Annotated in this window: 10 protein-coding genes and 2 pseudogenes; 5 read left to right on the top strand and 7 right to left on the bottom strand. The window is 70.0% G+C overall.

Translation table 11 applies throughout. The features are described from left to right. Nucleotides 1–224 precede the first annotated feature (224 nt). Both ABZS71_RS03815 and ABZS71_RS03810 read left to right on the top strand, forming a co-directional pair. On the top strand, nucleotides 225–1304 hold the full coding sequence (locus ABZS71_RS03815) for an alcohol dehydrogenase (protein ID WP_356207351.1): 1080 nt from the start codon (nucleotides 225–227) through the stop codon (nucleotides 1302–1304). Continuing rightward, nucleotides 1304–3133, top strand: coding sequence for a helix-turn-helix domain-containing protein (locus ABZS71_RS03810; RefSeq protein WP_356207348.1), 1830 nt, complete (start codon nucleotides 1304–1306; stop codon nucleotides 3131–3133). The genes ABZS71_RS03815 and ABZS71_RS03810 overlap by 1 nt, the downstream gene beginning before the upstream one ends. Nucleotides 3134–3366: 233 nt before the next feature. On the opposite strand, the pseudogene ABZS71_RS03805 reads toward ABZS71_RS03810, so the two are convergent. From ABZS71_RS03805 to ABZS71_RS03780, 6 genes and pseudogenes are all read right to left on the bottom strand, one after another. After that, nucleotides 3367–4104: pseudogene (locus ABZS71_RS03805) on the bottom strand (electron transfer flavoprotein subunit alpha/FixB family protein); the annotation flags it as partial. Nucleotides 4105–4127: 23 nt separating this feature from the next. After that, nucleotides 4128–4229 (bottom strand): annotated as a pseudogene (locus ABZS71_RS03800) (electron transfer flavoprotein subunit beta); the annotation flags it as partial. Between the two features lie 62 nt (nucleotides 4230–4291). After that, nucleotides 4292–5449, bottom strand: a complete 1158-nt coding sequence (locus ABZS71_RS03795; protein ID WP_356207346.1) for an acyl-CoA dehydrogenase family protein — start codon at nucleotides 5447–5449, stop codon at nucleotides 4292–4294. A 41-nt stretch (nucleotides 5450–5490) separates the two neighbouring features. Then, nucleotides 5491–7032 carry a 3-hydroxyacyl-CoA dehydrogenase NAD-binding domain-containing protein gene (locus ABZS71_RS03790; protein ID WP_356207345.1) on the bottom strand — a complete coding sequence of 514 codons (1542 nt, stop codon included), beginning with the start codon at nucleotides 7030–7032 and terminating at the stop codon, nucleotides 5491–5493. A gap of 17 nt (nucleotides 7033–7049) precedes the next feature. Then, entirely contained in the window at nucleotides 7050–7838 is a 789-nt protein-coding gene (locus ABZS71_RS03785) for a CoA-transferase (RefSeq protein ID WP_356207342.1), read from the bottom strand. Nucleotides 7839–7914: 76 nt separating this feature from the next. Further along, a complete protein-coding gene (locus ABZS71_RS03780; RefSeq protein ID WP_356207340.1) occupies nucleotides 7915–8895 on the bottom strand; it encodes a CoA-transferase in 981 nt (326 codons plus the stop codon). A gap of 139 nt (nucleotides 8896–9034) precedes the next feature. Here ABZS71_RS03780 and ABZS71_RS03775 point away from each other — a divergent pair, with 139 nt between their 5' ends. The 3 genes from ABZS71_RS03775 to ABZS71_RS03765 all read left to right on the top strand — a co-directional run bounded on the left by ABZS71_RS03775 (nucleotide 9035) and on the right by ABZS71_RS03765 (nucleotide 11803). Then, complete coding sequence (locus ABZS71_RS03775; RefSeq protein ID WP_356207337.1) at nucleotides 9035–9946, top strand: LysR family transcriptional regulator; 912 nt, start codon at nucleotides 9035–9037, stop codon at nucleotides 9944–9946. Between the two features lie 104 nt (nucleotides 9947–10050). Beyond that, the gene (locus tag ABZS71_RS03770) at nucleotides 10051–11274 is read left to right on the top strand and encodes an acetyl-CoA C-acetyltransferase (RefSeq protein ID WP_356207335.1); all 1224 of its coding nucleotides are present in this window, start codon (nucleotides 10051–10053) and stop codon (nucleotides 11272–11274) included. Nucleotides 11275–11344: 70 nt separating this feature from the next. Beyond that, complete coding sequence (locus ABZS71_RS03765; protein WP_356207333.1) at nucleotides 11345–11803, top strand: MaoC family dehydratase; 459 nt, start codon at nucleotides 11345–11347, stop codon at nucleotides 11801–11803. 69 nt (nucleotides 11804–11872) lie between these two features. Here the strand turns inward: ABZS71_RS03765 and ABZS71_RS03760 are convergent, their stop codons facing one another. Then, entirely contained in the window at nucleotides 11873–13081 is a 1209-nt protein-coding gene (locus tag ABZS71_RS03760; RefSeq protein WP_356207330.1) for a hypothetical protein, read from the bottom strand. Nucleotides 13082–13716: the final 635 nt, after the last annotated feature.

Below are 13716 nucleotides of genomic sequence, written 5' to 3'. Positions count from 1 at the left end.
CCCGGTTCCCCGCGCTCGTCCGGCCGAGGGGCACGGGACAGCGGGGCCCGGCGTGCTCGCGGTCCGGCACCTGCCTTCCACACCCTGGGCGGCAGTCGGGGATCACATCGTCCCCAAAGTATGAAAAGCGGTTCACAACTCGCGTTTCCTGAATTCTTCCTGCCCGCGTCGTAGGCCCTCGACATGCAGGGCGGCTGCGCGGCAGGCCGAGGCGGAGGAGAGACATGCACGCGTTCGCGGTCCCCGAGGACAGCTCGGCTGTCATCGACATCGAGTTGCCGACACCGAAGCCCGTGGGTGCCCAGGTGCTGCTGAAGGTGCTCCGTTCCGGTGTCTGCCACACCGACACCCACCTGCGCGAGGGTGGTTACGACCTCGGCAGCCGCGGCAGCATGCGGTTGGCGGACCGGGGTGTGACCTACCCCCTCGTCATGGGCCACGAGGTCGTCGGCGTGGTCGACCAGGTGGGCGACGGAGTCGTCGGACACGCCCCAGGCGATGTGCGCCTGGTCTATCCGTGGATCGGATGCGGTCAGTGCCCGCAGTGCCGCACCGGGCGGGACAACCACTGCCCGAACGGCAAGAACCTCGGAGTCGCCCGCCACGGCGGCTATGCCGATCACATCCTCGTCCCCGACGAGGAGTACCTGGTGGACATCGGCGGGCTTGATCTGTCCTGGGCGGCCACCCTTGCCTGCTCCGGTCTGACTGCCTACAGTGCGGTGAGCAAGGTGCTGCCGCAGTCCCCGGACGACCCTGTGGTGGTCATGGGCGCAGGCGGAGTCGGTCTCACCGCGGTCGCCACGCTCAAGGCCCTCGGCCACCGGGCGACCTGCGCAGTGGACGTCTCACAACGCAACCTGGATGTGGCTCGTGAACTCGGTGCCACAACGACAGTCCTGTCCACCGAGGACGGAGTGAGCAAGAAGATCATCGAAACCTGCGGCGGCCCGGTCCCGGCGGTGATCGACTTCGTCAACAACAGCGCGACCGCGCAGGCGGCCTTCGACGCCCTGCAGAAGGCCGGCCAGCTGGTCCAGGTGGGCCTGTTCGGCGGCGAACTGACCGTGCCGACCGCCCTGATGGCCCTCAAGATGCTGACCGTCCGCGGCAGCTTCGTCGGCTCCCCGGAGGAACTCCGGTCGCTGGTGGAACTGGCCAAGCGGGATGAACTGCCGCGCATCCCGATCATCGACGCGGTGCTCAGCGCCGAGTCGGTGCAGTCCTCCCTGGACCGTCTGACACAGGGCGGCGTATCGGGCCGCATCGTGCTGAGCGCAAGGAACGTGGAGGTGCCTGCCTGATGAACCCGGCTCCAGCCCCCGTCTCGGACGCAACCGTTCGCCTGGCCCGCGAGACCTTGATGAGTTCCGGACTGCATACGGCGGTGGAGCTGCAGGTGCCCGCGGAGATCGAGAGCAGCTGGCGCCGGTCCATCTGCCACGCCGCAGCGAACCAGGGCCTGCCCTCCCGTCGCACCAACGCCATCGATCCGGAGAGCGAGCTGCTGCGCGCCGCCCGGCCGATCCTGGACCGGTGGCAGCAGCGGCTGGGCGACATGCGGGTCGCCGTCTTCCTGAGCGACAAGTGCGGCCACATCGTCGACCGCCGCATCAGCGATCCCACCGAACGGAACAGGTTCGACAGCGCCTCGGCGGCCGAGGGCTTCGACTTCTCCGAGGTCGCCATCGGGACCAACGGCCTGGGCACGGTCATCGAGGCCAGGCAGCCTCTGTTCGTGCGGGGGAGCGAGCACTTCAACGACGCGTTGGCGAACCTCGCCTGCGCCGGCGCGCCCATCCGGCACCCGTTCACCGGGCGGCCCGTCGGGTCGCTCGCCCTGGCCAGCCTGCTGAAGGTCTCCCACCCGCTGATGCTCAGCATGGCGCGGGAGGCGGCCGCCCAGATCGAACAGCACCTCACCGAGACGGCGGGCTCCCGGGAGATCGCGCTGACCATGTCGTACTTCCGGCACCGGTCCACGCGCAACCCCATGTTCGTCCTCGACCGGGACACCGTGCTGGCGAACGTCGCCGGCCTGTCCTTCCTCAGCGGCGATGTGCACGCCCTACTCTGGGAAGCACTGCGTGACGCGGAACTGAGCCCGGGCCAGCAACATCTGGACGTCGACTTCCCGACGTTCAAAGGACCGGTACTGGCCCGACGCATCGACGGACTCGGGGACGGCTCGGCGTTCCTCGTGGAGGTGCCGACCGAGTCCGGGAAGAAGCGGATATCCGAAGCGCGTCGGCCCGGAGGCGACCGAACTGCCACGAGCCCTGCGCCGGTGTCCTGGGAAGCGGCTCTGGAAGGCGCGATCGAGCACGCCGCGCACGGCACCGGAACCGTCGCGCTGACCGGACCGGGCGGCGCCGGCAAGCTGTTCGCCGCCCGGTCCTGGATCCGCCGGCACGACCCGGAGCGTGAGCCGCTCGTCGTGGACGCTGCCCTGCTCCCCGACCCCGGCACGGGCGTTCGCAGACTGGGAGAGACCCTCGATGCCCTCCGGGAAGGTCGCAGCGTGATCGTGCGGCATCTGGAGAGCCTTCCCGGCGAGGAGGTCAACCGGATCAAGGCCCTGGACTCCTTCGTCCGTGAAGCCGTCGCCACGGCGGGCCCTGTGCATCCGCGGCCCCGGCTCGTACTCACCCTCGATCCGGAGGCATGTCCGCCGGCGGTCGCCGACCTCGTCTCCCAGATCGCCGCATGCGTGGAAGTCCCGGCGCTGGCCGTCACCCCGGACAGAATCCCGGAGCTGATCCGCTCCCTTCTCGAATCGTCGTCTGGCCCCGAGCACCGCTGCATGCTGTCCTCCGCGGCCCTGCAGGCCTTCCTGCGCTGGAACTGGCCCGGTAACGTGGCCGAGTTGCGAAGGACCTTGACGGGGGTGGCGCGGCAGCGTCCCGGCCAGGTGATCCAGCACGAACATCTGCCACCGCACCTGCGCACGGCTGTGCAACGCCGACGACTCACACGGATCGAATCCATGGAGCGCGAGGCCATCCTGGGCGCGCTGGCCGAAGCGGGGGGCAACCGGTCCCGGGCCGCGGAACTGCTGGGGATGGGCCGGACCACGCTCTACCGGAAACTGCGCGCGCTCGGTATCGACGTCCCGGAGCAGATGGCGCCGTGAGGGCATCCCTTGCTTCCTCGCCCGGGACCGACCGGACGTGCGGGCACGTGCCGGGTGGACCGTACCGCAAGCGGTACGGTCCACCCGGCACTGCTCGTAGGACAGTCACGGCACCGGGGTCTTGACGGAGCCCAGCAAGAGTTGGGCGACGTCGACGACCTGGACCCTCTTCCCGCCGAAGGGCCGCTGAGCCACTCACCCGTGCACCCCTCGGCACGACGCGATGGTGGGTGTCAGTTCCGCCGGGCCCGGACTTCGGCGAGGAGCTGGGGCAGCACGTCGAAGAGGTCACCGACGACGCCATAGTCCGCCAGGTCGAAGATCGGTGCCTCGGCGTCCTTGTTGATCGCGACGATGGTCCTCGACGTCTGCATGCCCGCCCGGTGCTGGATGGCGCCGGAGATGCCGGCCGCGACGTACAGCTGGGGGCTGACCTGCTTGCCGGTCTGCCCGATCTGGTTGCCGTGCGGATACCAGCCGGCGTCGACCGCGGCGCGGGACGCTCCCACGGCGGCGCCCATCGCGTCCGCGAGTTCCTCAATCAGCCGGAAGCCCTCGGCCGACCCCAGGCCGCGGCCACCGGAGACGACGACGGCGGCCTCGGTGGGGTCGGGCCGGCCGGAGGTCACGCGTTCGGTGCGTGAGACGACCTCGGCGGCCGAGTCGCTCGGGTAAAACTCAACGGTGACCGGCACCACCATGCCGGCGGCCTGCGCGGGTTCCGGGCTGGCGGAATTCGGCTTGACCGCGATGACGGGAATCTGGCGCCGGACAACGGATTTCACCGCATACGCCCCGGCGAAGGCGGACTGCGTGGCCGGGCCGTGCTCGCCGGCCTCCAGGTCGACGGCGTCCGTGATGAGGCCCGACCCCAGCCGGAGGGCAGCGCGTGCGGCGATCTCCTTGTTCTCGACCGTGGAGGTCACGAGGACGGCGTCCGCCGCGGAGCTGGAACTCCTGACTCTGGCCCGTCGTCTGGGCACCCCCCCGCCGTGCCGTCCGAGGACTCCCGATCGGTGGTCATGTCCGCCGTGAAGCCCCGTTCGCCGCCCGCATCGGGGACGTGCTTCACGCAGACGACAATGCTCAAGCCCATGATGCGCGTCCTTGATCACTGGTTCCGGTCTCCGAAGGGGTGGCCCGGCCGCGCCGGCGGGGTCACACCATGGCGTTCACCCCGGTCAGGGCGCGGCCGATGATGAGCTTCTGGACCTGGCTGGTGCCCTCGTAGAGGGTGAGGACACGGGCGTCACGGACGTACTTGCCGAGCGGGTACTCGTCGATGTATCCGTAACCGCCGAACACCTGGAGGCAGTTGTTGCTCACACGGACGGCGGTCTCACTGGCGTGGTACTTCGCGACGGAGGCGTCCACCGCGTACTCCTTGGGGCCGGCTCCGGCGTCGGCTATGCGGGCGACCTGGTGGGTCAGCAGCCGGGAGGCACGTACGTCGACCGCGGAGTCGGCGAGCAGTTCCTGTACCAGTTGGAAGGAGGCGATGGGCCTGCCGAACTGGGTGCGCTCGGTGGAGTAGCGCACGGCCGCGTCCAGCGCCGCCTGCGCGACGCCCACGGCCCCGGCGGCCACGGAGACGCGGCCGCGTGACAGCGCGCCCAGGGCGATGCCCATGCCCTTTTCGACCTGGCCCAGTCGTGTGGAATCCGGCACGCGTACGGAGTCGTAGGTGAGCTCGGCGGTCGCCTGCCCCCGCAGACCGAGCTTGCCGTGGATCTCGGTGGCCGTGAAGCCGGGGGTGTCGGTCGGCACCAGGAAGGCGGTGACGCCCTCGTCGGTGCGCGCGAACGTCAGGGCGACCTTTGCCCAGGTGCCGTTCGTGATGAACATCTTGCTGCCGTCGATCACCCAGTCGCCGCCCGACCGCACCGCACGCGTGGCCAGGGATCCCGCGTCCGAGCCGGTTCCGGGCTCCGTCAGGGCGAAACAGCCCAGGGCGTCACCGCTGACCAGTTGCGGCAACCATTGCTGCTTCTGCTCTTCCGAGCCGTGCGCGGCGATGGTCTTGGTGACCAGTCCCAGCGAGACGGAGACGATTCCGCGGACCGAGGAGTCACCGCGCCCCAGTTCCTCGGTGACCAGCGTGTACGACAGCATGTCGGCGTCCACGCCGCCGTACTGCTCCGGCACCGTCAGCCCCAGGAAGCCGAGCTCACCGAGCCTCTTCACGATCACGGGGTCGACCTGCTCGGCCCGGTCCCATGCGCGGGCGTGCGGGGCGATCTCCGTATCGACGAATTCGGCGGCCATGGCCTTGATGTCGCGTTGCGTCTCGGTGAGGCCGAAGTCCTGGGGGTACATCGCTGGTTCTCCTTGGGAGGGTACGGAGCACGGGGCGTGCGTCAGACGAGGTCGCCGGGGGCGACGGCGGGCCGCGTGAGCGGCAGTGCGAGCTGGGCCCGCTCGGTGAGCCAGCGGGTGGGCCGGTACCGCGGGTCGCCGGTCGTGGCGTACAGCCGCCGCTGCAGGGTGAGCAGGTGGGAAGGGCCGATCCGGTCGCCCCACTCCAGCGGGCCCACGGGGTAGCCGAGGCCCGCCACGACCGCCGTGTCGATGGCGTCCGGGGTGGCGATGCCCTGTTCGGCGATGGAGGCCGCCACCGAGGTGATGGACGCCAGGAGCCGTTGGGCGACCGATCCGGCGGTGTCGCAGACCACGGACACACTGCGCGGATCGCCGCCTTCCCCGCGGTCGCCTCCCGCGAGGACGGCGCGCGCGTGCCGGATCGCCTGGCGCTCCGCCGCGGGGGTCACGGCCAGGACGCGCCGGCCCGTGGTGACGGACAGGGGATCGACCCCGAACGTGCGCTGGGCGGGCAGTCCCTCGCGCTCCACCGCGTCGGCGACGGTCGTGCCCCAGGTGGGCACGAGCACCACCGCTTCGGGCGGGATCTGCCCGGGCCCGGTCCGCAGGTCCGCGCCCTGCCCGGCCAGGGCCCGCCGCAGCAGGTCGGCGTCCGGTCCGTCACCGGCGACCCGGACGGGGCGCCGGGCGTCTCCGGTGACCGGCGGCTCGGCCGGGATCACGGCGCGGCCGTCGGTGTAGGGGTGGAAACCGCGTCCGGTCTTGCGCCCGTGCAGGCCGGCGACCACCCGGTTGGGGGTGAGGTACGAGGGGCGCAGCCGTTCCGAGTGCTGGAAACCCTGCCAGATGGAGTCGATGACGGCGGATGTGACGTCCAGGCCCGTGAGGTCCATCAGCTCGAACGGGCCCATGCGCAGGCCGAGTACGTCGCGGGCGATCCGGTCGATGCCCACCGCGTCGGACACGGACTCCTCCAGCAGGGCCAGTGCCTCGGTGACGAGTCCGCGGCCCGCGTGGTTGATCAGGAAGCCGGGGGTGTCCGCCACGACGACGGCCTTGTGTCCGGTGGCGCGGACGAGGTCGGCCAGCCGCGGCGGGATGTCCGGCCGGGTCAGCGCTCCCGGGACGACTTCCACGATCCTCATCAGCGGCACCGGGTTGAAGAAGTGCAGCCCCACCAGCCGGGACGGATCGGTCAGGCCGGCGGCGATGCGGGTGACCGGCAGCGAAGACGTGTTGGTGGCGAAGACGGTCCCGGCCGGCATGGTGCGCTCGAGTCGGCGGAAGAGCTCGGTCTTCGTCTCCAGGTCCTCGCGGACCGCCTCGATGACGAGGTCCACCTTCTCGCCGTCCGAGGTGGGCGGGTCCACAGCCACAATCCGACGTTCGGCGGCCCGGGCCTCGTCGTCGGTCAGCCGCCGCTTGTCCACCGCCCGGCGGAGCATGTCCCGGATGAAGGCGAGCGCGTCGTCCACCGACTCCGGGCGGGCGTCGCACAGTTCCACGTCGTGGCCCGCGGTCGCGGCCCACTGGGCGATGCCACGGCCCATGACGCCGGCACCGATGATCCTGATACGCATGGGAGGTCCTCGTTTCTTCAGCGCAGATAGACACGACGGGGATCGACGTCCTCGCGCAGCAGGCGGAGTTCGGCCTCGGTCGGAGGCTCGACGGTGTCCACGGCCTCGGCGACCCGCAGGTCCCAACCGGTGGCCGCCCGGACCTGGTCGACGGTGACCCCAGGGTGCACGGCCACGAGCCGCAGTTCCTCCCCGATGCCTTCCCTCGCGAGGATGCCCAGATCAGTGATCACCCGGGTCACCCCGGCCCCTCGTGGCCGGATGCCGTCGGCCTGCGCGCGGTCCGGTCCCGGAGAGGTACAGAAGTCGAGTTCGGCGGGGAACGACCGCACCTCGTGCCGTCGCATCACCACGAAGACCTCGCGCGAGTTGGCCATGACCTCCATGGCGCCGCCCGACCCGGGGAGCCGGACCGCGGGCCGGTGCCAGTCCCCGATGACCGAGGAGTTGAGGTTGCCCCACCGGTCGATCTGCGCCGCCCCGAGGAATCCGACGTCGATGTGGCCTCCCTGGAGGACATAGCCAAAGAGCGCGGGAATGGAGAGGACCGCTTCGGCGTCGGTGATCAGGACCGAGTCGGCGATGGTCTCCGGCAGGTGGGAGGGGTGCGCGCCGCACACGCCGGACTCGTACACGATCTCCAGCCCGGGGGCCACGGTGAGATGCGCGAGCGAGGCCGCGAGGGTGGGGAGGCCGATGCCCGCGAAGACGGTCCGTCTGCCGGCGAGTTCGCGCGAGGCGATGACGGACAGCAACTCCGAGGACGTGATGTCCGCGGTGACGGCCCGGTGCGGTGCGGCGGTCACGTCGCATTCCTCCTTCTCGTGCCGTGCACGTCGGGGCGGGCACGGCTGCTTGTACGGAGCGTGTTCCTGGTGGAGTTCATCGGCGGCGTCCGTAGTTCACCGGGAGGCTGAGCGCCTCGCCGACGGCCAGGCGGGAACGCAGCCCGGCGCCGAGCTTCGCGACGTATTCGGCGTGGTCACGGGTGCCGAGGATCCACTCCGCGATCCACGACCGCAGACGGCCGGGATCCCTGCTGATCTCCGACCAGGTCCGGTAGAAGTCGTTGTCCCGGTCGTAGTAGCCCTGGGCGAACGAAGGGTGCGCGCCCCAGGGGCAGGCGACGACGGCGTCCACGGCGTGGGCCGGGATGATGGTGCGGTTCGGGTCCGAGCGCACGACCTCGTCGGGCACGACCTCTTCTACGACGACGACGGCTCGCCGGGCCGCGAAGACGGCTTCCGCCTGGACTCCGGTCAGTCCCCAGACCTGGGTGTTGCCCAGCCGGTCGGCGCGCTGTGCGTGGACGATCGTCACGTCCGGATGAATGGGCGGCACGACGTAGAGCGCTTCGGGCTCCCCTCCCTCCGCCGCGTACGGTGACATCACCTTGCGGATGGCGGGGTTGACGGAAGGCAGATCGCTGCCGGCGTAGGAGCGCAGGGGATAGAAGGGCAGCCGCTGGGCCCCCGCCAGGTAGCGGCCCACCATCCCGTAGTGGCTGTACTCCTCGAACTCGAGCGGCTCCGGCACGCCCTTCTCGACGCGCCGGCGCAGCTCGCCCAGCGATCCGGCGGAGGAGTTGCCGACGAAGGACGAGACCAGCTTGGTGACGCAGCCGGCGGCGAGCATCTGGTCGACCACGATGTCGGCGGTCATCCGGACGACCGTGAGGTGCCTGCGCCGCTGCCGGATGATCTCGTGGCCCGCGGCCGTCGGGATGAGGTGGGTGAACCCCTCGATGCAGACCGTGTCTCCGTCGTGGACGTAGGCGGCGATGGCCTCGCGCATCGTCATGACCTTGTCCCCGGCGGGACGGTGGGGTTCGGCGGGCTGACTCTCCGGAACGACCGGTCCCATGCGTGCTCCTCCGGCGGGCTCGAGGTTGACGCCTTCACCGTGGCACTGGTCATTGAGTAGAGTCCAATACCGAATTTGCGTTGAACTAAGACGTCTGATTAATGAGAACCGGCGCCCGGCGCCAGAAACGGAGCCGTCGATGGAACTGCGTCATCTCGTCGCCTTCATCACCGTGGCGGAGGAACTGCACTTCGGCCGCGCCGCCCAGCGGCTGCAGATGGCCCAGCCGCCGCTCAGTCAGCAGGTCCGCAGGCTGGAAAAGGAGCTGGGCGTCCAGCTCTTCGAGCGCAACACCCGATCGGTACGGCTGACCAGCGCCGGCCGCTCGTTCCTGGAGCCGGCCCGGACCGTCCTCCAGGACCTCGACCAGGCACGTCGTGCGGCCAAGGCGGCCGGTCGGGGCGAATACGGCCGGGTCAGCGTGGGCTTCGCGGGGGCGTCCAGCCACGAAACCCTGCCGCGGCTGACCAGGGCGCTGCGCGCCGCGCACCCGGGGATCGAGCTCGTCCTGGAGGGGCAGACCTACGCCAATGTCGCCCTGTCCCGGGTCGCCGACGGCTCACTCGACCTGGGCTTCGTGCGTCTGCCGGTCACCCAGCCGGGCGTGGCCACCCGCGTCATCGGCGAGGAGGAACTGGTGAGCGCGCTCCCCCTGGACCATCCGCTCGCGGACCGCGAAACCATCACGATCGAAGCGCTGAAGGACGAGCCGTTCGTGAGCTTTCCCGCGAACGCGGGATCTTCGCTGCGCGACGCCACCTTCCGGGCATGTGAGGACGTGGGATTCACGCCCCGCGTCGTGCAGGAGGCGCCGGACTCCTACACCATTCTCGCCCTGGTCGCCGCCGGGGTCGGTGTGACCCTGACCCTCACGTCCTGCCAGCACATCCAGCAGACCGGGCTGGTGTACCGACCCCTGGCCGGCAGTCCCGTCCGGCTGCAGGCCGCCCTGGCGTGGCGCAGGGACAATCCGTCGGCGACGCTGCGGACAGTCCTCGCGGTGGCCGAGCAGGCGCTGCCCACCCCCGCGCAGCGGACCGGCCAGGACTGAGACGAATCACATATCGGCTCACCTCTGATTGAGTATTGGACGTTCTCAGTCGCCTCATGTGAAGGTCGAGACACCCCCCGCCGCCACCCGGGAAGGTCCTCGACATGCCCGCACTGCCCGACGTCGTCATCACCGAGCCGCTGCGCACCCCCATCGGCCGCTTCGGAGGCGTGTTCGCCGGCCGGCGGCCGGCCGCGCTCGCCGCCACGGTCATCGCCGAGATCGTGCGCCGTACGGGCATCGATCCGAGCCGGATCGACGAAGTGATCCTCGGTCACGCCTACCCGACCTCCGACGCCCCGGCGATCGGGCGGGTCGCCGCCCTCGACGCGGGTCTGCCCGACTCGGTCACGGGGACCCAGGTCGACCGCCGTTGCGGTTCCGGACTGCAGGCCATCCTGGACGCGGCCATGCAGATCAGCACCGGGTTCAGCGACGTGGTGATCGCCGGCGGCGTGGACGTCATGAGCTCCGCGCCCTTCTACACGCACGAGGGCCGCTGGGGCATCAGGACCCCCTCGCTGCACCTGCACGATGCACTGGCACGCGGACGCACCACCGCCGGAGGAGCGAACCACCCGATCCCGGGCGGCATGATCGAGACCGCCGAGAACCTGCGCCGCCGTTACGGCATCTCCCGCGAGGCCCAGGACGCGCTCGCCCTGCGCTCGCAGCAGCGCACCGTGCAGGCGATGGAGGCCGGCCGGTTCGCGCAGGAGATCGTCCCGGTCGACGTGACCGGCCGGAAGGGTACGGTCACGGTCCGGACCGACGAGCACCCGCGTCCCGAGACCACGGCCCAGAAGCTGGCGGCCCTGCGCCCCGTCCTGCTCGACACCGACCCGGAGGCGACCGTCACCGCCGGCAACGCGAGCGGGCAGAACGACGCGGCCGCCGCGTGTCTGGTGACCAGCGCGTCCACCGCGGCGGCCCTGGGCCTCGCACCGCTGGTCCGCCTCGTCTCGTGCGCCCGGACCGGTGTGGCGCCGGAGACGATGGGACTGGGGCCGGTGGCCGCCACGCGGACCGCGCTGGCCCGGGTGGACCTCGATCTGTCGGAGGTGGACCTCATCGAGATCAATGAGGCCTTCGCCGCGCAGGTGCTCGCCTGCACCCAGGAACTCGGCCTCACCGACGCCGACCACGACCGCATCAACGTCAACGGCTCCGGCATCTCGCTGGGTCATCCGGTGGGGGCCACGGGAGCCAGGATCACGGCCACGCTGGCTCACGAGATGTGCCGCAGGCAGGCGCGCTACGGACTCGCGACGATGTGCATCGGCGGTGGCCAGGGGCTCGCGGCCGTCTTCGAGCGCATCACCCCGTGACCCCGCCCGAACACCTGGAGCCCTTGGCTTCCGGCCGTCGCACGCAACCATCGAAGAAGGAGCTGCCACCATGCCCTTGACCGTCAACGGCATTCCCGAGATCACCGCGCTCGCGGGGCGCGACCTCGGCCGCTCCGCATGGAAGGAGGTGACGCAGCCACTGATCGACGCCTTCGCCGACGTGTCCGGCGATCACCAGTGGATCCACACGGACGTCGACCGGGCCGCACAGGGCCCGTTCGGGCGAACCATCGCCCACGGTTACATGATCCTCAGCTGGGGCGTCCCGATGTTCGCCGAGTTGCTGAGAGTCACCGGGGTCGGCATGGCGCTCAACTACGGTGTTAACAAGGTCCGTTTCCCGGCTCCCGTCCCCATCGGCAGCAGGGTGCGTCTGCACGCCGTGGTGTCGGAGGTGCGCGAAGTCAGCCGGGGCGGTGTGCAGATGCACCGTCAGTTCACCTTCGAACTCGAAGGTTCCGAAAAGCCGGCGTGCGCGGCGGAGTCGCTCACGCATTTCTACCCCTGACGAGTGAACCGTTCCGGCTTCGGTAAGGACTCGATTGGTGGCGGCGCGGTGCTGGCCGGGGCATCGCGATCAGGCGGTGCTTTCTGCTGGCCTTCCGCTGGTTTTGTGTGTGCAGTCGGTGATGTGGCCGAGCACGTCGCAGGAGTGCTCGGCTTCCTCCGTCAGCCGGACGGCTTCTGCCAGGAGGATGCTGTAGGGGCGGGAGGGGTCGTGCAAGGCGAGTGAGGTGTTCTGGGCACGGTCGACCAGCCGCTCACGCTTGTCTTGGACCGTCTTGGCGGCTTCGCACAGCTCTTCTGCCTGGCGGGGCAGCCGCTTCTCGTCGATCTCGATGAAGGGGCGGGTGAACTGGGCGAACGCTTCGAGCAGGTCGGCATAGTCACGCAGGAAACTGACGCACTCGTTTCCTTCTTCGCTCTGTGGCCACTGGTGGAGGGTGCGGGTGAGGGAAGCGAGCTGGTGGGTGACGCGTTCCAGCGCGTCGATGACGTCCCGGTAGCCGGAGAAGTCCTTGTGCCAGTTGTTGCCGGGAAGCAGTCGGCGGGGGTTGTAGTAACGGCTCTCGACCGCGGTGTGCAGTGCTGTGCGGGCCTGGCTGACCAGCCAGGCGATTTCGGCGGCGCGTTGCCGCCACTGCTGGGCCCGCTCTTTGTCGAAGCCATGCTCGCGCAAGGCGGGGTGGATGTCCGCCAGGAGGTCGGACAGGTCCTGTGCGAGGGTGTGGATACCGGTCTCGGCGCTGCGGCAGCGCATCGGCGGCCACAGCAGGAGGTTGACCGCCACGCCGATCGTGCAGCCGATCGCGACCAGCAGGATGATCTGGCCGAGTTGCTCGGCGCTTTGCCGCATGCCGGCAGAGGCCGAATAGGTGGAGAAGGCGAAGAACGCCGCCGTCGCCACCTGGGCCCCCTGGGCTCCCAGGTGCCGCCACCGGCCGATAGCCAGCGCGATGAGCGCCACGAGCACGAACGTGGTCAGGCCGGGCCCAGCGACGAAGCCCAGCCCGGCCTGCACGAAGACCCCGGCGCAGACCGCAGCCAGATAGCGCAACGCCTGCAGCAGAGACTGGTAGACGGTCACCTGCATGATCAGCACAGCCGAGAACGGCGCGAAGGCGGGGGTCTGCGCCGCCACCAGGTCATGTGCCACATACCACGAGGCGCTCGCCGCCAGAGTGCTCTTGCCGATCAACTCCAGGGCCTGCAGGGTAAGTCCCCCCGGGAATTTGGCCCGTCCCAGCCACTGCCGCCCCCGCGCCCACCTCTCATGCGGCACCATGATCTCCTCTCGCGTTGTCACCTGCAGTGCTCGCCGACCGGTGAACGCCGAGATACGCGGGCCCTCCCGATCGCATGCCCCAGTTCCCCATTTCGTGGTTGTTGCACCGAACGAGAGCCGAAGCACCGTCCTTGAGCGCTGCCGGGCTGACTCGGTGACTGCGCGATGCCTAGGCCGGCCGGGCGCGAGCCACGCCGACGACCACCCTGCGGCGCTTCGCGCGCGGCCTCCGGCCGCCCAGCGCCGCAACGCAGGCCGCTCCGTCGATCGCAGGGTCTTCGTTCTTGCTCGTCGCCCTGCTGGGGATGCTCCTCCGTAAACCGGTGCGGCGTTATAGGGGCACCCTGGAGCGCCCCGGACCACTCGGCAGGGGGCTCCTGGGTACCAGAGGGCTCTGAGTGCCGTGTCGTACTGCCATTCACCCGGCTTGCGGCTCCGATGCGATGGCAGATCCGGGAGAAGTTGCCAAGAGCTGAAAGACAACGGTTTGACGTCAGTGTGCTGGGCTAGAAGAGTCAGTGACTGAGGTGCTTCGGAAAGCAGGCACACCTGGCGGGAGCCACGCGTACGCGTAGTGGGCCCCAGATGTGCCGTGCTGGCTCCCGCCGCTGCTGGACAGCAACGAGCAGGGAGCA

The organism is Streptomyces sp. NPDC005393 (genome assembly GCF_040606675.1).
Lineage (GTDB): Bacteria > Actinomycetota > Actinomycetes > Streptomycetales > Streptomycetaceae > Streptomyces.
The sequence above is the reverse complement of the archived record's forward strand: the minus strand, read 5'-3'. Positions and strand labels throughout refer to the sequence as shown.

What these genes read in the sequence shown, in the direction of transcription:
- ABZS71_RS03815 (WP_356207351.1), top strand. Translation starts at nt 225, where the DNA reads ATGCACGCGTTCGCGGTCCCCGAGGACAGCTCGGCTGTCATCGACATC.
- ABZS71_RS03810 (WP_356207348.1), top strand. Translation starts at nt 1,304, where the DNA reads ATGAACCCGGCTCCAGCCCCCGTCTCGGACGCAACCGTTCGCCTGGCC.
- ABZS71_RS03795 (WP_356207346.1), bottom strand. Translation starts at nt 5,449, where the DNA reads ATGTACCCCCAGGACTTCGGCCTCACCGAGACGCAACGCGACATCAAG.
- ABZS71_RS03790 (WP_356207345.1), bottom strand. Translation starts at nt 7,032, where the DNA reads ATGCGTATCAGGATCATCGGTGCCGGCGTCATGGGCCGTGGCATCGCC.
- ABZS71_RS03780 (WP_356207340.1), bottom strand. Translation starts at nt 8,895, where the DNA reads ATGGGACCGGTCGTTCCGGAGAGTCAGCCCGCCGAACCCCACCGTCCC.
- ABZS71_RS03775 (WP_356207337.1), top strand. Translation starts at nt 9,035, where the DNA reads ATGGAACTGCGTCATCTCGTCGCCTTCATCACCGTGGCGGAGGAACTG.
- ABZS71_RS03770 (WP_356207335.1), top strand. Translation starts at nt 10,051, where the DNA reads ATGCCCGCACTGCCCGACGTCGTCATCACCGAGCCGCTGCGCACCCCC.
- ABZS71_RS03765 (WP_356207333.1), top strand. Translation starts at nt 11,345, where the DNA reads ATGCCCTTGACCGTCAACGGCATTCCCGAGATCACCGCGCTCGCGGGG.
- ABZS71_RS03760 (WP_356207330.1), bottom strand. Translation starts at nt 13,081, where the DNA reads ATGGTGCCGCATGAGAGGTGGGCGCGGGGGCGGCAGTGGCTGGGACGG.